16 protein-coding genes and 2 tRNA genes are annotated in these 17,584 nt (G+C 72.3%); 12 read left to right on the top strand and 6 right to left on the bottom strand.

All coding sequences use genetic code 11. The features are described 5' to 3' along the window. Positions 1–5: 5 nt before the first annotated feature. The 3 genes from ABD944_RS35480 to ABD944_RS35470 are packed head-to-tail and all read right to left on the bottom strand — an operon-like array spanning position 6 to position 2,180. Positions 6–557: an NUDIX hydrolase gene (locus ABD944_RS35480; RefSeq protein WP_345184445.1), complete on the bottom strand. Its 552-nt coding sequence runs from the start codon at positions 555–557 to the stop codon at positions 6–8. Between the two features lie 22 nt (positions 558–579). Further along, positions 580–756, bottom strand: coding sequence for a hypothetical protein (locus ABD944_RS35475; RefSeq protein WP_345184443.1), 177 nt, complete (start codon positions 754–756; stop codon positions 580–582). After that, positions 753–2,180 carry a zinc-dependent metalloprotease gene (locus ABD944_RS35470; RefSeq protein ID WP_345184440.1) on the bottom strand — a complete coding sequence of 476 codons (1,428 nt, stop codon included), beginning with the start codon at positions 2,178–2,180 and terminating at the stop codon, positions 753–755. The genes ABD944_RS35475 and ABD944_RS35470 overlap by 4 nt, the downstream gene beginning before the upstream one ends. Before the next feature lie 89 nt (positions 2,181–2,269). On the opposite strand from ABD944_RS35470, the gene ABD944_RS35465 reads away from it, so the two are divergent. Continuing rightward, positions 2,270–3,352 (top strand): NAD-dependent epimerase/dehydratase family protein, encoded by a 1,083-nt coding sequence (locus ABD944_RS35465; protein WP_345184437.1) that lies wholly within the window; start codon positions 2,270–2,272, stop codon positions 3,350–3,352. 38 nt (positions 3,353–3,390) lie between these two features. Here the strand turns inward: ABD944_RS35465 and ABD944_RS35460 are convergent, their stop codons facing one another. Continuing rightward, the gene (locus ABD944_RS35460; protein WP_345184435.1) at positions 3,391–6,303 is read right to left on the bottom strand and encodes a UPF0182 family membrane protein; all 2,913 of its coding nucleotides are present in this window, start codon (positions 6,301–6,303) and stop codon (positions 3,391–3,393) included. A gap of 118 nt (positions 6,304–6,421) precedes the next feature. Between ABD944_RS35460 and ABD944_RS35455 the strand changes: the two genes are divergently transcribed. The 5 genes from ABD944_RS35455 to ABD944_RS35435 all read left to right on the top strand — a co-directional run bounded on the left by ABD944_RS35455 (position 6,422) and on the right by ABD944_RS35435 (position 10,549). Further along, positions 6,422–6,952 (top strand): PPA1309 family protein, encoded by a 531-nt coding sequence (locus ABD944_RS35455; protein ID WP_345184433.1) that lies wholly within the window; start codon positions 6,422–6,424, stop codon positions 6,950–6,952. 33 nt (positions 6,953–6,985) lie between these two features. Beyond that, a complete protein-coding gene (locus ABD944_RS35450) occupies positions 6,986–7,429 on the top strand; it encodes a molybdenum cofactor biosynthesis protein MoaE (protein ID WP_345184431.1) in 444 nt (147 codons plus the stop codon). Positions 7,430–7,456: 27 nt separating this feature from the next. Beyond that, positions 7,457–8,506 (top strand): YlbL family protein, encoded by a 1,050-nt coding sequence (locus ABD944_RS35445; protein ID WP_345184429.1) that lies wholly within the window; start codon positions 7,457–7,459, stop codon positions 8,504–8,506. A gap of 49 nt (positions 8,507–8,555) precedes the next feature. Continuing rightward, a tRNA-Met gene (locus ABD944_RS35440) sits at positions 8,556–8,629 on the top strand. Between the two features lie 330 nt (positions 8,630–8,959). Then, positions 8,960–10,549 (top strand): acyl-CoA synthetase, encoded by a 1,590-nt coding sequence (locus ABD944_RS35435; RefSeq protein ID WP_345184426.1) that lies wholly within the window; start codon positions 8,960–8,962, stop codon positions 10,547–10,549. A 10-nt stretch (positions 10,550–10,559) separates the two neighbouring features. Here ABD944_RS35435 and ABD944_RS35430 read toward each other — a convergent pair whose 3' ends face one another. After that, positions 10,560–11,648: a PucR family transcriptional regulator gene (locus ABD944_RS35430; protein WP_345184424.1), complete on the bottom strand. Its 1,089-nt coding sequence runs from the start codon at positions 11,646–11,648 to the stop codon at positions 10,560–10,562. Positions 11,649–11,765: 117 nt separating this feature from the next. Here ABD944_RS35430 and ABD944_RS35425 point away from each other — a divergent pair, with 117 nt between their 5' ends. The 4 genes from ABD944_RS35425 to ABD944_RS35410 all read left to right on the top strand — a co-directional run bounded on the left by ABD944_RS35425 (position 11,766) and on the right by ABD944_RS35410 (position 15,518). Further along, positions 11,766–12,674, top strand: a complete 909-nt coding sequence (locus ABD944_RS35425; protein ID WP_345184422.1) for a proline dehydrogenase family protein — start codon at positions 11,766–11,768, stop codon at positions 12,672–12,674. 9 nt (positions 12,675–12,683) lie between these two features. Further along, positions 12,684–14,315: an L-glutamate gamma-semialdehyde dehydrogenase gene (gene pruA, locus ABD944_RS35420; protein ID WP_345184420.1), complete on the top strand. Its 1,632-nt coding sequence runs from the start codon at positions 12,684–12,686 to the stop codon at positions 14,313–14,315. 125 nt (positions 14,316–14,440) lie between these two features. Next, positions 14,441–14,842 carry a hypothetical protein gene (locus ABD944_RS35415; RefSeq protein ID WP_345184418.1) on the top strand — a complete coding sequence of 134 codons (402 nt, stop codon included), beginning with the start codon at positions 14,441–14,443 and terminating at the stop codon, positions 14,840–14,842. Between the two features lie 106 nt (positions 14,843–14,948). Further along, positions 14,949–15,518, top strand: coding sequence for a carbonic anhydrase (locus ABD944_RS35410; protein ID WP_345184416.1), 570 nt, complete (start codon positions 14,949–14,951; stop codon positions 15,516–15,518). 13 nt (positions 15,519–15,531) lie between these two features. On the opposite strand, the gene ABD944_RS35405 is transcribed toward ABD944_RS35410, so the two are convergent. Next, positions 15,532–16,752 carry a cytochrome P450 gene (locus ABD944_RS35405; protein WP_345184414.1) on the bottom strand — a complete coding sequence of 407 codons (1,221 nt, stop codon included), beginning with the start codon at positions 16,750–16,752 and terminating at the stop codon, positions 15,532–15,534. 57 nt (positions 16,753–16,809) lie between these two features. Between ABD944_RS35405 and ABD944_RS35400 the strand changes: the two genes are divergently transcribed. Together ABD944_RS35400 and ABD944_RS35395 are read left to right on the top strand one after the other, a co-directional pair. Further along, complete coding sequence (locus ABD944_RS35400) at positions 16,810–17,445, top strand: TetR family transcriptional regulator (protein ID WP_345184411.1); 636 nt, start codon at positions 16,810–16,812, stop codon at positions 17,443–17,445. 32 nt (positions 17,446–17,477) lie between these two features. Beyond that, positions 17,478–17,551, top strand: a tRNA-Met gene (locus ABD944_RS35395). The last annotated feature ends 33 nt before the right edge of the window (positions 17,552–17,584 follow it).

The raw sequence follows: 17,584 nt of genomic DNA, 5'->3' as shown, positions 1-17,584 counted from the left end.
GGGCGTCACGCTCGCGCGGCGATCGCCCGGGCCACCAGCCGCCGGACCGCCGCGTCGGCCGACTCCGGCAGATCGTCCACCGGGAACCAGCGGAGATCGTCCGACTCGTCCGAGATCGCGTGCCGGGCGCCCTCCGGGGCGACCGCGACGTACTGCACGTCCAGATGCCAGGTCCCCCGCGGGTGGCAGGGGACCTCGTGCCGGTCGAGCTGGACGGGCCCCGGGAACAGCCGCAGGCCCGGGATGCCTGACTCCTCCGTCGCCTCGCGGAGCGCCGCACCCGCGAGCGCGACATCGCCCGGCTCGCAGTGCCCGCCGAGCTGGAGCCACGCCTTCACCTTCGAATGCAGCGTCAGCAGGACCCGGGTACCGGACGCGTCGAGCACGGCGGTGCTGGCCGTGATGTGCGCGTCAGCGCACTCGCGCCACAGGCCGTCGGCCGGGTGCCGCTCCAGATGCCGCAGGAACTCCTGCCGCAGCCCGTCCTGGCCGGAATCGGGCGCCCGCCAGGACGAGAGGACGCGCACCGCATCCCCGTAGAGGACCCCGGCCGTCACGACCGCGGGCCCGGTGAGCGCCTCATGCGCGGCCGACGCGGGGGTAGCGGGAGTTGGCCGGATGGCGGCGGCGGCGTTCCTGGTCGAGCGGGCGCTGCCAGCACAGGCTCGCCCGCGCGACCCGCCTCCGGATCGCGTTCGTGGACGAGCCCGGCTCGTAGCGGCAGCCGTTCACCCGCGACGGGCGCGACCGGCTCATGCGCGCGGCCCCTCGTCGCCGGGCCCCCGTTCGCCGCCGGGCTCCCCCCCGGGCTCCCCGCCGTCCGGCCCCTTCGCGTCGCCGGACTCCTTCTCGTCGGGCTTCTCGTCGGGCTTCTCGTCCTCGTCCAGCCCCCGGGTGAGCTTGGACAGGTCGATGTCGGACAGGCCCTCGATCTCGTCGCGGCCGTGGACGAAGCCCTCCGGGTCGTCGAGGTCGTCGGACGTCGGCAGCAGGTCGGGGTGCTCCCAGACCGCGTCCCGGCCCTCGGCGCCACGGGCCTCGGTCAGCGACCGCCACAGCGCCGCGGCCTCCCGCAGCCGGCGCGGCCGCAGCTCCAGGCCGACCAGCGTCGCGAACGTCCGCTCCGCTGGGCCGCCCGTCGCGCGGCGCCGCCGCACCGCCTCCGCCAGCTTCACCGAGCCGGGCAGCCGGCCCTGCGCGGCCTCGTTCACGACCGTGTCGACCCAGCCCTCGACGAGCGCCAGCGTCGTCTCCAGCCGGGCCAGCGCCGCCTTCTGCCGCGGCGTCTCCTCGGGCTGGAGCTGGATCTCCCCGCCGAGCGCCTCCTGGATGGCCTCCGGGTTGCTCATGTCGAGCCCCTGCACGGCCTGCTCGATGCCCGACAGGTCGACGGTGATGCCGCGCGCGTACTCCTCGACCGCGCCCAGCATGTGCGCGCGCAGCCACGGCACGTGCGTGAACAGCCGCTGGTGCGCGGCCTCGCGCAGCGCCAGGTAGAGCCGGACCTCGTCGGAGGAGACCTCCAGGCCCTCCCCGAACGCCTCGACGCCCGCGGGCAGCAGCGCGCCGACGCCGTCGGGCGCCAGCGGCAGCCCCACGTCGGCGGAGCCGGTCACCTCGCGGGCCAGCCCGCCGAGCGCCTGCCCGGCCTGGCCGCCGACCATCGCCCCGGCCATCTGCTTGACCATCCCGATCAGCGGGCCCGCCATCGCCTGCATCTCGGCGGGGATGTCGCCGCCGCCGAGCGCCCCGCCCATCGACTCGACCATGCGGGACGCGATCGGGTCGCACACCTTCGCCCACACCGGAAGCGTCTGCTCGATCCACTCCGACCGGCTCCACGCCTGCGGCGTGCGGATCCCGGCGGGCAGCGTCGTCCGCTCGTCGAGCCACAGCTCCGCCAGGCGCAGCGCCTCCTCGACCTGGCGCCGCTCGGTGTCCACCACCGACGGGTCGCCCTGCTCCACCACGGTGTGCCGGGCGATGTTCTTGGCCAGGTCCCAGTTGAGGGGGCCGCCGCCCTCGCCGCCCGCACCCTGCGCGCCGATCATGTCCGCGAACCGGTGCAGCATGTCGGCGAACTGGGCCATGTCGCCGCCCATGCCCTTGAACGGATCCTGGGGCCGGTCGTCGTCGTCGCCGTCCCCGGGACGGTTGAAGCCGAACGGAGTGTCACTCATCGGTTTGCCCCTGGGATGCATGATGGGCTCATATCCGCAACGTTAGCCGGTCCCGGCAAGGTCGCGTACTCAAGGAAGGGGGCACCCCCGTGGCAACGGGCAAGGTTCGCCCTCGGCGTAGCAAGGGCCCGGTCGTCGCCGTCACCGGCGCGGCCACCGGCGCGGGGCGGCTGCTGGCCGCCCGGCTCGCCGAACGGGAAGAGATCCGCAAGGTCGTCGCCATCGACGGGCACCGCGGCGACGTGTCCGGCGTCACCTGGCGTGTCGTCGACATCAGGGATCCGCTGCTGCCCGGCCGGCTCTCCGACGTCGACGTGATCGTCAATCTGGACCTCGAACGGTCCCCGGACGCGGACCCGCGCGAGCGCCGGACTCACAACGTCCGCGGCGCCCAGACCGTGGTCACCGCCGCGGCGGCGGCCCGCGTCCGGCGCGTGGTCCTCGTCACGTCCGCGATGGTCTACGGGGCGGGGCCGGACAACGAGGTGCCGCTGAGCGAGGACGCCCCGCTGCTCGCCGAGGCCAGCACCTCCATCGCCGGCGACTACCTGGAGATCGAGGAACTGGCCGCCACGGCGCACCTCACCCACCCGGGGGTCGAGGTCACCGTCGTCCGGCCGGCCGCGCTCGCCGGGCCGGGCGTGGACACCGTCGTCACCCGCCACTTCGAGGCGCCGCGGCTGCTGTCGGTCAAGGGCAGCACGCCCGGCTGGCAGTTCTGCCACATCGACGACCTCGCGTCCGCGCTGGACGTCGTCGTCACCGAGAACGTGCCCGGCCCCCTCGCGGTCGGCTCCGAAGGCTGGCTCGGCCCCGAGGAGGTCGCCGAGATCACCGGCAAGCGCCACTTCGAGCTGCCCGCCGCCCTCACCTTCGGGATGGCGCAGCGCCTGCACCGGCTCGGCATGACCCCGGCGCCCGCCACCGACCTGCACTACGTGGCCTACCCGTGGGTCGTGGACTGCGCGCGGCTGCGCGCCGCCGGCTGGAAACCCCTCCACGACAACGCCGCGGCCCTGCGCGCCGTGATGGAGGAGACCGCCGGACGGCACGCCGTCGTCGGCCGCCGCGTCGGCGGCAAGGAGGCCACCATGGCCACCGCCGCGGGCGCCGCCGCCGCCGCGATCGGCGCGGCCGCCGCCATCCGCCGCGCCCGCAGGCGCCGCCGCTGAGCTCCCGCCCGCCCGCGCCGGAGGGCGGGCGGGCGCCGTCAGCTCGCCGGCGGCGTGGCGCTCGGCGAGGCGGACGGCGACGCCGACGGGCTCGGCGACGGGCTCGGGGAGGTCTTCGGCTCCTCCTTGCCCGCGGCCGACAGCGCGGCCTGCGCGTCCTTGATCCGCTTCCAGGCCTCGCCCATGCCCGGGTAGTCGCCCTTCTTCTGGGCGTTCTCGTAGTCGGCCACGGCGGCCTTCAGATCGTCGATCGCCTTCTGCGCCGACGCGCTCAGCTCCTCGCCCGGCGGGGCCTGCGGCCCCGGCTGGGCCGGCGCCCCGGTGCCGCCGAGCACCTGCTTCAACGCCTCGTCGAGCGTGTCGGCCGCGGCGATGCTCTCCCCGTACCGCACCAGGATCTTGCCGCGGATCGGGTAGGGCTGCTGCTCGGAGCCGCCCGCCGCCTTCGTGTACATCGGCTCCACGTACAGCAGGCCGCCGCCGAACGGGATCGTCAGCAGGTTGCCCGCGACGGTCTTCGTCCCGCCCTGCCGCAACGCGAACAGGTCGGCCTTCACCTTCGGATCGGTCTCGAAGGAGTTCTGCACCTGGCCCGGCCCCGCCGGCTGCGCGTTGCGCGGCATCTGCAGGATCTGGATCTGCCCGTAGTCGCGCCCCGGGTTCGACCCCACCGACATGAACGCGGCGAGCTGGGGGTTGCCGCGCGGGTTGAACACCGTGGTCAGCGAGAAGGACTGGGCGTCCTGGCCCGGCATCCGCAGGCTCTGGTAGTACGGGGGCTGCTGCCTGCCCTTGGCGGACGGGTCCTCGGGCACCTCCCAGAAGCCCTCCCCGTTGTAGAACGCCGACGGGTCCGTCACGTGGTACTTCGTGAGGATCTTCCGCTGGACCTTGAACTGGTCCTGCGGGTAGCGGAAGTGCGACTCCAGCTCCGGCGGGATCGACGACCGCGGCTGCACCGTGCCGTCGAACACCTTCATCCACGTCTTGGTGATGGGGTCGTTCTCGTCCCACTGGTACAGGTGGACGGTGCCGTCGTAGGCGTCCACCGTCGCCTTCACCGAGTTGCGCAGGTAGTTGACGTGGTCGTTGGCCTGCCGCGCCACCGCCGACCGCGTGTCGGTGATCGTGTCGCGGGTGGCCTCCCCGAGGCTCATCTCCTCCGAGTACGGGTAGCTGTCGGACGTCGTGTAGCCGTCCACCACCCACAGGATCCGGCCGTTCACCACCGTCGGGTACGGGTCGCCGTCCAGCGTCAGCCACGGCGCCGCCTTCTGCACCATCTGCCGCGGCGACCGGTCGTAGAGGATCTTCGCGTTCTTGTTGATCGCGCCCGACAGCAGCAGGTTCTTGTCCTGGAACTTCGCCGAGTACAGCAGCCGGTGCGCGAACGAGTCGACCGGCACGCCGCCCTGGCCGTCGTAGGTGCTGCTCTGCTGCCCCGACGGGCTGTTGTCCGGGTAGTTCAGCTCCTGCTGGCCGCGCCCGCCGACCACCGAGTACCGCGGCGAGCGCTCCCCGAAGTAGATCTCCGGCTGCGCCACCTTGATCGGCTGGTTCGGGGACGCCGGCATGTCCGGGGTGATGAAGGCCGGCTCGGTCGAGTCGAAACGGTCGCCGTACGCGGAGACGAACCCGTAGCCGTGCGTGTAGACCATGTGGTCCTTCACCCAGCTGCGCTGCCCCACCGGCGCCCCGGAGAGCTCGCGGAGCGCCACCACCGTGTCGACGAGCTTGCCGTCGACCTGGTAGCGGTCCACATCCAGCGTGTCGGGGAACCGGTAGAACGGCCGGATCCGCTGCAACTGCTGGAACGTCTCGCCCACCACGTTCGGGTCGAGGACGCGCACCCCGCTCTGCCCGAGCTTGGCGGCCTCGTCCTGGAGGGCCTTCTTGTCGGTCACCGGCTGCGACCCGTACGGGACGACCCGCGCCCCGTCCACCCCGTAGGCCTTGCGCGTGAACTCGATGTTGCGCTGGATGTACTGGCGCTCCTTGGCCAGCTCGTCAGGCTTCACCTGGAACTGCTGGATCAGCAGCGGGTACACCCCGCCCAGCAGGATCGCCGACAGCACCAGCAGCGTGAACCCGACGCCCGGCAGCATCATGCCGCGCCGCAGCAGGTTGCCGAAGAACATGGCCGCGCACAGCAGGGCTATCACGGCCAGGATCGTCTTCGCCGGCAGCAGCGCGTTCACGTCCGTGTAGGACGCGCCCGTCGCCACCCCGCGCTCCGAATGCACCAGCCCGTACCGGTCGAACCAGTACGCGACCGCCTTCAGCAGGATGAACAACCCGAACAGCACCGACAGGTGCGCCCGCGCGGGCGGGCTCGCCTTGTCGCCCGGCCCCTGCAGCCGCAGCCCCCCGTACAGGTAGTGCACCATCACCGCGGCCAGGATCGACAAGATCACCGTCGCGAAGACCACCCCGATGACGAGGCGCAGGAACGGGTACGTGAAGACGTAGAACGAGACGTCCTTGTGGAACTGCGGATCCTTCACGCCGAACGGCGTCCGGTTCAGGAACGCCAGCCACACCGGCCACTGGCCCGCCACCGACGACCCCGTCAGCATCCCCAGCACCCCGAGCAGCCCCCACGCGATCAGCCGCCGCCGCGGGTCGATCACCGCCCGGTAGCGCTCCAGGCCCTGCTGCTCCACCGACAGCGGCCGGTACGCCGGGCGCAGCCGGTACGCCACCGCCACGTTCGCGCCCACCACCAGCGCCATCAGCAGCCCCGCCCCGAAGAACAGGACCACCTTCGCCCGCAGCTGCGTCGTGTAGACCGACGAGAAGCCGATCGAGCGGTACCACAGCAGGTCCGTGTACACGGCCGTGAACGTGAGGAACGCCACCAGCAGCGCGGCCAGCGCCACCAGGACCGGCAGCAGCGGCCGCGTCCGTCCGGTACCGAGCCGGCGCCCGAAACCGGGAGTCCGGAAGGTCAAGTGGCCCCTCCGATCGAGATCTCTCCCACCGGCCGCCCGCCGGTGCTGTAGATGCAACTTACCGACTGGGACGGGGGTTCCCGCACTTCCCCGGGCTGAATGGGGGAAAGATGGGCCCGTGAGTCTTCTGGAAGAAGTCGTGCTGGACCTAGAACGTCACTCGGCCCAAGAGGGCTGGGACAGCGCGCCCCGCATCTACGCCCTTGTCCGCAGCTCCGAACTGCGCCGCGCCGAGCCCGAACTCGCCGAGCAGCTCGGCCTGCGGGAAGGCGCCGACACCCTCGCCGCCCTCGAACAGCCCGCCCTGCCCGACCAGGCCGGCGTCGAGGACGCCCTCGCCACCATCGCCTGGCCCGACACCGTCGAAGGCTGCGCCCTCGTCCTCGAACGGATCGTCCTGCCGCCCGAGGTCGAGGAGCAGATCCCCGAGGACGAGGCCCAGGCCGCCGAGTTCGCCGCGTCCCACCCCAAGCGCGAGGACGTACGCATGATCGTCGGCGTGCTGCGCGACGGCGCCCGCCACTCCGCCCTCCGGCTGCGCCGCCACGACGCCGACGACGAGGTCCTCACCGGACCCGACCTCGTCCCCGCCCTCGCCGAAGCCCTCGCCGCCACCCTCGAACCCGACGAGCCCGGCGCACCCGAGTGAACGGCGCCGCCCCGGAGAGGTAGCCTGCGGGACGTGAGCCAAAGCGTTGCCGGCGGAGACGTCATCCGGCTGATCGGCGTGCGCGACACGCCCCTGTCCGTCGACGAGGTGTACGCCGCCGTCGGCGCCTCCGGCGCCGGCGGCACCGCCGTCTTCGCCGGCACCGTCCGCGACACCGACCACGCGCGCGCCGTCACCGCCCTCTCCTACAGCGCCCACCCCACCGCCGAGCGCGAACTCCGCGCCGTCATGGAGAAGGTCGCCGCCGACTTCCCCGTCCTCGGCCTCGCCGCCGTCCACCGCGTCGGCGACCTGCGGGTCGGCGACATCGCCGTCGTCGTCGCCGCGTCCTGCCCCCACCGCGAAGAAGCCTTCGCCGCCTGCCGCCGCCTCATCGACGACCTCAAGGCCACCGTCCCCATCTGGAAGCACCAGACCTTCGCCGACGGAGGCGACGAGTGGGTCGGGGCCTGCTGAGGGCCCGAACCGCATAGAGTTTCCGGCATGTCTCGTCGTGCCGCCACGCTCAGCCTCGCGAGCGTGCTCGTCCTCGTGCTCGCCCTCGTCGGCTCCGTCATGCGCGTCCCCTACGTCGCCCTGATGCCCGGCCCCACGAGCAACACCCTCGGCACGAACGACAAAGGCCAGCCCCTCATCCGGATCGAAGGCCGCCAGACCTACCCCGACCAGGGCCACCTCAACTTCACCACGGTCACCTACCGCGGCGGCCCCGGCGGGCGCATCGACCTGTTCACCGCCCTGCGCGGCTGGTTCGCCGGCGACACCGCCATCGTCCCCGAAGAGACGATCTTCCCGAAGAACGAGTCGCCCAAGCAGGTCGACCAGGAGAACACCCGGGCGATGCAGGACTCCCAGCAGAACGCCGAGGCCGCCGCCCTCCACGAACTCGGCGTCCCCCTCACCACCCGCGTCGTCGTCGACGGCGTCCAGAAGGGGCGCCCCGCCGACGGCGTCCTCAAGCCCGGCGACGAGATCACCACCCTCGACGGCGCCGCCGTCACCAGCGTCTCCCAGGTCACCGGCACCATGGCCAAACGCCCCATCGGCGCCCCCGTCACCCTCACCTACATCCGCGACGGCAAGCAGGCCAAAGCCACCCTCAAAACCGTCGCCGACCCCAGCGGGAAGCGCGCCGTCGTCGGCATCGTCCTCTCCGACCAGTACAAGTTCCCCTTCAAGATCGACATCAGCATCGGCGACATCGGCGGCCCCTCCGCCGGCCTCATGTTCTCCCTCGCCATCGTCGACAAGCTCACCCCCGGCGCCCTCACCCAGGGCAGGTTCGTCGCCGGCACCGGCACCATCACCCCCGACGGCAAGGTCGGCCCCATCGGCGGCATCCAGCAGAAGATGATCGCCGCCCGCCGGGCCGGCGCCACCGTCTTCCTCACCCCCAAGGACAACTGCGCCGACGCCGCCGGCTCCCGCCCCGACGGCCTCCGCCTCGTCCGCGCCGACACCCTCCACGACGCCGTCCAGGCCCTCAACGCCCTCACGAGCGGCAAAGGCGCCGTCCCCGCCTGCACCCGATGAGCGCCCCGTACGAACCACCCCCTCCCATGCCATAGACTTAAGACATCACCGCGGGGTGGAGCAGTTCGGTAGCTCGCTGGGCTCATAACCCAGAGGTCGCAGGTTCAAATCCTGCCCCCGCTACTGGTCTGGGGTCCCCTGGTCGCCGCTTGCGGCTTCCCGGGGACCCTTCGCATTTCGCCCGGGGGACGATCCCCCGGAGCCCCCTGGTGCCTCCGCCATCCCCCACCCGCCCGCCCCTGGGGCTTCGCCCCTAGACCCCCCTCGGGCTTCGCCCATCGATTTCCCCCCGGCTTCGGTCTTCGATTTTCCTCGGGCCTCGGCCTTCGACTCCTCTCGGGTTCGGCTTCCATTTCCCCTCCAGGTTCTGCTCCTCGTCCCCCTTTTCGGGGGTGGTGTGGGGATTGGGGTGGGTGGTTATGATCTGTCCCACTTGCTCTCACCTGCGGCTTTGTGGGGAAGGTGGCGGTTGTGTCGGTCGTTGCTCGGGCTCGGCGGCATTCGGTGGGGGATCTGCTGCATCGGACGGCGCGGCGGGATCCTCGGAAGCTGGCCGTCGTCAGCGGGGAGTTGCGGGTCACCTACGCGGAGTTCGACGCCGCGGTGAACCGGGCCGCGCACGCTCTGGCGGCGCGGGGGCTCCGCAAGGGGGACCGGCTGGCGCTGCTCAGCCACAACTGCTGGCAGTACGCGGTGACGGTGTTCGCCACGGCCAAGCTCGGCGTGGTGCTCGTCCCGGTGAACTTCATGCTGAACGCCGAGGAGATCGCCTACATCCTCGGGCACTCGGGGGCGTCCGGGATCGTCGCGGAGGACGCGCTCGCCGCGACCGCGGAGAAGGCGCTCGCCGCGGCCGGCGTCCAGGACGGGGTGCGCGGGTGGATCCCCCTGTCGGGCGCCGCGCCGGGCGAAGGGTGGGAGGACGTCGACGCCTGGTGGCGCGACGGGCCCGCGACGGCGCCGGACGTCATGGTCGAGGACGACGACCCGCTGCGGATCATGTACACCTCGGGGACCGAGTCGCGGCCCAAGGGCGTGGTGCTGACCAGTCGGTCACTCGTCAGCCAGTACGTGAGCTGCGTGATCGACGGCGAGATGAGCGCCGACGACGTCGAGGCGCACACGCTGCCGATGTACCACTGCGCGCAGCTCGACTGCTTCTTCTCCGTCGACGTCTACCTCGGCGCCACCAGCGTCATCCTGCCGGGGCCCGACCCCGCGGCGCTGCTGGAGACGATCGAGCGGGAGAAGGTCACCAAGCTCTTCTGCCCGCCGACCGTCTGGATCTCGCTGCTGCGCCACCCCGACTTCGAGCGGCGCGACCTGTCCAGCCTGCGGAAGGGCTACTACGGGGCGTCGCCCATGCCCGTCGAGGTGCTCCGGGAGCTGATGCGGCGGCTGCCGGACGTGCGGCTGTGGAACTTCTACGGGCAGACGGAGATGGCGCCGCTCGCCACCATCCTCAAGCCGCACGAGCAGCTCGAACGGGCCGGGAGCGCGGGGCGTGCGGCCGTCAACGTGGAGACCGTCCTCGTCGACGACGCGGGCGAGCCGGTGAGGGCCGGGGAGGTCGGCGAGATCGTCCACCGCAGCCCCCACGCCGCGCTCGGGTACTACCGCGACGAGGAGAAGACCGCCGAGGCGTTCCGGGGCGGATGGTTCCACTCCGGCGACCTCGGGATCATGACCGAGGACGGCTACCTGACCGTCGTCGACCGCAAGAAGGACATGATCAAGACCGGGGGCGAGAACGTCGCCAGCCGGGAGGTCGAGGAGGCCGTCTACGAGCTGGACGGGGTGGCCGAGGTCGCCGTCTTCGGGATCAGCCACCCGCACTGGATCGAGGCCGTCACGGCGGTGGTGGTGCCGAAGCCGGGCGCCGCTCTGACCGTGGACGACGTCCATGCCCATGCTCGTGAGCGTCTCGCCTCCTACAAGCGCCCCAAGTACGTCGTGCTCGCGGACGCCCTGCCCAAGAACCCCAGCGGCAAGATCCTCAAGCGGGATCTGCGGGAACGGCACGCGGGGCTCGCGCAGGACTGAGCCCTCACCCTCACGCCAGGTGGGGGGCCAGTGTCAGGGCCAGGTGGAGGGTCAGGCGGTCTTGGCCGTCGGCGAGGGTCAGGGACGTCAGTTCCTCTATGCGGCGCAGGCGGTGGTAGAGGGTCTGGCGGTGGATGTTCAGGGTCTTCGCCGTTTCCTGGACGTTGCCCGCCAGGTCCAGGTAGGTGCGGGCCGTCGCGGCGAGATCCTTGTGCTGCAGGAGGCGTTCGGTTCCCGGCGTCTGGGTCGTCTGGGCCAGCGCCTCGTCGCCCGCGGTGCGGAGCAGGCGCAGCACGCCCAGGGACGTCCAGTCGCGGGTTTCGCCGGGGGCCGCGGTGCGGGCGGCCACGCGGGCCCTGAGCCAGCCCTCGTGGACGTCGTCCAAGGTGGGGCAGGGCGAGTGCACACCCGTCTGGACCGGGGCGTTGCGCTCTTCCAGAAGGCGGCGTGCGCGGGCGAGGGCCGCCGGGGCGTTGCCCGCGGGGAGGAGCAGGACGTGGTCGCGCTGCCACACCGTCGCCAGGACGGAGTGGGGGAGCAGCCACGGGTTCAGGGGCTCGGGGCTCGGGGTGCGCAGCACCGCCACCGTGAGGGGCGTGTCGACCGCCCCGGCGTCGGTGAGGTCGTCGGCCGCCTGGGTCCGGACGTCGGGATGCGTGGACAGCAGGTCGGCGACCTTCCAGCCGAGGTCGTCGCGCTCGCGGGCCTGGCGGGCCATGAGGAGGCCGGCGCGCTCGCACAGGGGCATGGCCCTGGCCGCCTGGGGGTCGGTGATGCGCTGCCGGTCGTCCAGCAGCCAGAGGTAGCCGTAGGTGACGTTGTTCCAGCGGACGGGCAGGCACAGGCGGGCGAGCTGGCCCAGCGCGGCGTCGGCCGGGATGCGGACCGGGCCCGTGGCGCGGGCGATGCCGTGGCGCTCGAAGCGGGCGCGGACCGCCCCGGTGGCGCGGCGGTGCAGGATCGAGTCCATCCGGACGGGGTCGATCGTGTCGCCGTGCGCGGCGTAGGCGACCAGATGGAAGTCGCGGTCTTCCAGGGTCGCGGGCGCGCCCAGGAGGTCGGCGGCCTGTTCCACGATTTCCTGGAGGTCGAGTGCCATCGCGCTTCCTTCGTACATCTGTATGAGGACTGGCCACCCTGAAAGTGGCGTTTGACTATAGGGGCTGCGCGGCGGTGCTCCTAACGTGCGAGGTGTTCCTTGACGTTGGAGGGTTCCATGCTCAGCCCGCTTCTTCTCGCCGCCGCGCGCAGCGGACGGATGCGCGATGTCATCACCTCCGTGCCGCTGACCAGGGGAGTCGTCGACCGGTTCGTCGCCGGGGACGATCTCGACGCCGCGCTCGAGGCCGTGCGGGAACTGCGGGACGGCGGGCTGGAGGTCACCCTCGACCACCTGGGGGAGGACACCCGCGAGCCCGCCCAGGCGCGGGCCACCCGGGACGCCTACCTGCGCCTGTTCGAGGCGTTCGACGAGCACGGGCTCGCCGGGGGCTCCGACGCCTCGGTGAAGCTGTCCGCGCTCGGGCAGGCGCTGCCCGGCGACCTCGCGCTCGACCACGCGCGGGAGATCTGCTCCGCGGCGGAGCGGGTCGGCATGACCGTCACCCTCGACATGGAGGACCACACGACCGTGGACTCCACGCTGGAGATCCTCGGGAAGCTGCGGGTCGACTTCCCGTGGGCCGGGGTCGCCGTCCAGGCGATGCTGCGGCGCACCGAGGGCGACCTGCGGGACCTCGTGGGCGAGGGGTCGCGCGTGCGGCTGGTCAAGGGCGCCTACGCCGAGCCCGCCTCGGTCGCGTTCCAGAGCAGGCACGAGGTGGACCGGGCGTACGTGCGGGCGCTGCGGCGGCTCATGCGGGGCGACGGGTACCCGATGGTCGCCAGCCACGACCCGCGCATCATCGAGATCGCGCTCACCCTGGCCGCCGAGCGGTCGCCCTCCTCCTACGAGTTCCAGATGCTCTACGGCATCCGGGCCGCCGAGCAGCGGCGGCTCGCCGAGGCCCACCGGATGCGCGTCTACGTCCCCTACGGGGCCGACTGGTACGGCTACTTCATGCGGCGGCTCGCCGAGCGTCCCGCCAACCTCGCCTTCTTCCTCCGTTCGTTCGTCTCCCGCTAAGGAGTTTCCATGGACGCCGTCACCAACGTTCCGACGCCGGTGAACGAGCCGGTACGCGGCTATGCCCCCGGCAGCGCCGAGCGGGCCCGGCTGGAGGCGAAGCTCGCCGAGCTGACCGCCGAGACCCCGATCGACCTGCCGATGACGATCGGGGGCGAGCGGCGCCTCGGCGCGGGCGCCAAGGTCGCCGTCGTCCAGCCGCACCGGCACGCGTCGGTGCTCGGCACCTTCGGCACCGCCACCGAGCAGGACGCGCGGGACGCGATAGACGCGGCGCTCGCGGCCGCGCCCGCGTGGCGGTCGATGGCCTTCGACGACCGCGCCGCGATCTTCCTGCGGGCCGCCGACCTGCTCGCCGGGCCGTGGCGGGAGACGCTGCTGGCCGCGACCATGCTCGGGCAGTCCAAGACCGTCCAGCAGGCGGAGATCGACAGCCCCTGCGAGCTCGTCGACTTCTGGCGCTTCAACGTGCACTTCGCCCGGCGGATCCTCGCCGAGCAGCCGATCAGCAGCCCCGGAGTGTGGAACCGGTCCGACCACCGGCCGCTGGAGGGGTTCGTCTACGCGATCACCCCGTTCAACTTCACCGCGATCGCCGCGAACCTGCCGACCGCGCCCGCCCTGATGGGCAACGTCGTGGTGTGGAAGCCGTCCCCCACGCAGACGTACTCCGCCGTGCTGCTCATGAGGCTGCTGGAGGAGGCCGGGCTCCCGCCGGGCGTGATCAACCTCGTGACCGGCGACGGGCTCGCGGTGTCGGACGTCGCGCTCCAGCACCGCGACCTCGCCGGGATCCACTTCACCGGCTCCACCGCGACGTTCCAGCACCTGTGGAAGACCGTCGGCGCCAACATCGAGAAGTACCGCGGCTACCCGCGGGTCGTGGGGGAGACGGGCGGCAAGGACTTCGTGGTCGCGCACCCGTCCGCCGACCGGGCCGTCCTGAAGACGGCGCTCGTCCGCGGCGCCTTCGAGTACCAGGGCCAGAAGTGCTCCGCCGCGTCTCGCGCCTACATCCCGCGTTCCATCTGGGAGGACGGCTTCAAGGAGGAGCTGGCCGCCGAGGTCGACGAGCTCACCATGGGCGACGTCGCCGACCTGTCCAACTTCATGGGCGCCGTCATCGACGAGCGGGCCTTCGCCAAGAACAAGGCCGCCATCGAGCGCGCCCAGGGCGACCCGGACGTCGAGATCGTGGCCGGCGGGACCTGCGACGACTCCGTCGGGTACTTCGTCCGGCCCACCGTGCTCGTGTCCGGCGACCCGGAGAACGAGATCTTCCGGACCGAGTACTTCGGGCCGGTCCTCGGCGTCCACGTGTACGAGGACGACGCCTACGACGCGATGCTCGCCCAGATGGAGTCGGTCGCCGACTACGCCCTGACCGGCGCCGTCATCGCCACCGACCGGGCCGCGGCGGCGCACACCGCCGAGGTGCTCCGCTACGCCGCCGGCAACTTCTACATCAACGACAAGCCCACCGGCGCCGTCGTCGGGCAGCAGCCGTTCGGCGGCGCCCGGGCCTCCGGCACCAACGACAAGGCCGGCTCGGTGTTCAACCTGCTGCGCTGGACGTCCCCCCGCTCGATCAAGGAGACGTTCGTCCCGCCGACCGACTACCGGTACCCGCACATGGGGTAGGCGGTTCCCCTGGTCCTGGCGGGCCCGCACCCCGGGGGGTGCGGGCCCGCCCGCGTCACGGGGGGCAGGAACCCCTCACCCGTCACAGCTAGTGTCCGATCATTACTTTGAGTAATCTCTGCGGCGTGGGGAACCGTGCGACCAGGGCAGGCCGACCGCGTACGCGGGCGATGCGCGCGTGGGTGCTGGCGGCGATCCCCTTGGTGCTGCTGCTGCACGGGGTGAGCCACTCCAGCGGACATCGCGGCAGCGCCGCGTACATCGCCGACGCCGACCGCTCGGCCGCCGCCGTGTCCTGCGCGACGTCGCCCGCCCATGGCGCGGACGCCCTCCTCCAGCCGTCCTTCGAGCACTGCGAGGCCGGCCACGGCTCCTACTTCGGAGGCGCCGCGCACTTCCCGCCGAGCCGGACCGCCCCCACGGTGACCGCCGTGGCCCGGCGCCCCGTGGCCGGCACCGGCAGGCCACCGGCGGCCGGGGGTCCGGCGGCGCCGCCCCGCAACCGATCGCAGATCCTGCGCTGCTAGAACCGGACGCCCACGCGGATAGGCGCGCGGTCGAGCGCGTGCGAGCTCCGCGTGCCCGCACCCGGCCCCGTCTGGTTCGTCATCGGAACCGAAGGATCTGCTCCCCATGCAACCCCTGATCGACCATGCCCGCCTCGCCCCGCAGCGCCAGGGCGGCCACCGGACCGGCGGCGCGCCGGCCCCGGCGCCCCGCGCGATGTTCATCGCCTGCTCCGACGCCCGGCTCGTGCCGACCGAGCTGACCGGCGCCCGGCCGGGCGAACTGTTCGAACTCCGCACCGCCGGCAACGTCATCCCGCCGCACCGGATCGGCCGGCTCACCGCCGAGGCCGCGACGGTGGAGTACGCCGTCAACGTGCTGCGCGTCACCGACCTGATCCTCTGCGGCCACACCCAGTGCGGCGCCGTCCAGGCGCGGACCCGGTCGCAGGCCCCGCGGACGGCGCCGACGATGTGGCTGTGGCTGCTCCAGACCCACCACTGGCGCCGCCTGCACACCCCCGACGCGGATCCCGGGCACCAGCATCTGCTCGCCCAGGCCGACAAGCTGCGCCGCTACCCGGCGGTGACCAAGAGCCTGCGCGCCAGACGCCTGCGCATGCACCTCTGGTACTACGACGTCGACACCGCGACCGTCTCAGCCTGCCAGGAGAACGGAGCCTTCGCCCCTCTCTGACGGCGGCCGCCCTTCACGACGTCCGCGGCGGCCCCGCGACGCCCGTCGCCGGAAGCGAGACCCAGCCGCGGGTGAAGGGCGACTGGATGCGCACCGCGTTCTCCAGGTCCACCCCGATGTGGGGGTGGGCCTGGAGAAGCTCCTCCAGCGCGACACGGGCCTGAAGCTTCGCCAGATGCGACCCGATGCAGAAGTGGACGCCGCTGGAGAAACCCAGATGGCGCGGAATCTCACGGGTGACGTCGAGCTCGCCGGCCGACGGGCCGAACTCGCGCTCGTCCCGGTTCGCCGACCCGAACAGCATCATCACCTTCTCGCCCTCCGGGATCCGCGTCCCGTGCAGCGTGACCGGGCGCGTGGTCGTCCGGGCCAGCGCCTGCACGGAGCTCTCCAGGCGCAGGAACTCCATCAGCGCGTTCGGTATCAGCGACGGGTCGGCCGCCAGGCGCTCGCGCTGCCCGTGGGCGCCGTCCAGCAGCGCCACGCCGTGCGAGATCAGGTTCCCGGTCGTGTCGTTGCCGCCCGCCACCATGACGAAGCAGAACCCGAGGACGTCCCAGTCGGTGAGGCGCTCCCCGTCCACCTCCGCGGCCGCCAGCGCGCTGACCAGGTCGTCGGACGGATCGGCGCGGCGCGCGGCGATCACGTCGCTGAAGTAGCCGAACATCTCCGCCACCGCGTTCACCGCCCCCTCCCGCGCCGAGTGCGGGCCGAACCCCTCGTCCTGCAGGGTCGTGAGGGCGGACACCCACGGATCGAACCTCGCGCGGTCGGCCTCCGGGACGCCGAGCAGGTGCGCCAGCGCGAACGTCGGCAGCGGCGAGGAGAAGTCCCGGTGCAGGTCGGGCGTCTCGCCGTCGGCCGCCCTGCGTTCCATCACCGCGATCCGGGACCGGACGAATTCCCGGAGCAGGCCTTCGAGCGCGGCCGTCCGGCGCGGCGTGAACCCGTGGCTGATCAGGCGCCGCAGCACCGTGTGCCGCGGCGGATCCAGCATCACGATCGTCGGGGCCAGGCCCAGCGTGCCGATCTCGTCCGGGTGGAACGTCAGACCCTGCGCCGACGAGAACGCCTCCGCGTCCCGCGTCGCCGCCCAGACGTCCTCGAACCGCGACAGCGCCCAGAACGGCGGCTCCCCGTGGCGGTGCACCGGCTCCTCGTCGCGGAGCCGCCGGTAGGCCGGATAGGGATCGGCCTGGAAGCCGGGATCGAAGGGATCGTAGACGTCCGCCATGCCCGCCTCCGGTTATAACAGGCGTCGTTATTAACGCCCCCTGTTAGTATCACCGGCGTGCCGAAAGACGCAAGAGCCACCCGCGACGCCCTCATCCGCGCCGGCGCCCACCTCTTCGCCGCCCACGGCATCGACGCCACCCGCACCCGCGACATCGTCGCCCTCGCCGGACAGGCCAACGACTCCGCCGTCACCTACCACTTCGGCTCCCGCGACGGCCTCCTCCACGCCATCCTCCGCGCCGGCATCACCCGCATGGAACCCGCCCGCGCCACCACCCTCCCCACCCTCCACCCCGACGACCCCCACACCATCGTCGACGCCATCGTCCGCCCCACCGCCGACGAACTCCGCACCCCCCACGGCCGCGACTTCCTCCGCATCACCGCCCAACTCGCCGGACGCGCCGGAATCCGCGACCACCAACCCCCACCCCTCCTCCACGACACCGCCCTCCAACAACAACTCCACCTCCTCGAAACCGCCTGCCGCGCCACCCTCCCCGAACCCATCGCCCTCGAACGCATCTCCCTCTTCATCGCCTTCCTCACCGCCGCCCTATCCGACCGCGCCACCCGCACCCACCACCCCCCCACACCCCCACCCACCCCCGCACACGACACCTTCACCACCGACCTCACCGCCATGCTCACCGCCGCCCTCCAAGCCCCCCACCCCAACCCGTTTGCCTAACCACCCCCCACCCCATACAGTTAAGACATCACCGCGGGGTGGAGCAGTTCGGTAGCTCGCTGGGCTCATAACCCAGAGGTCGCAGGTTCAAATCCTGCCCCCGCTACTGGTCTGGGGTCCCCTGGTCGCCGCTTGCGGC

Source organism: Actinomadura verrucosospora (genome assembly GCF_039540335.1).
Taxonomy (GTDB): Bacteria; Actinomycetota; Actinomycetes; order Streptosporangiales; family Streptosporangiaceae; genus Spirillospora; species Spirillospora verrucosospora.
This window is presented reverse-complemented; position numbering and strand designations above follow the sequence as displayed.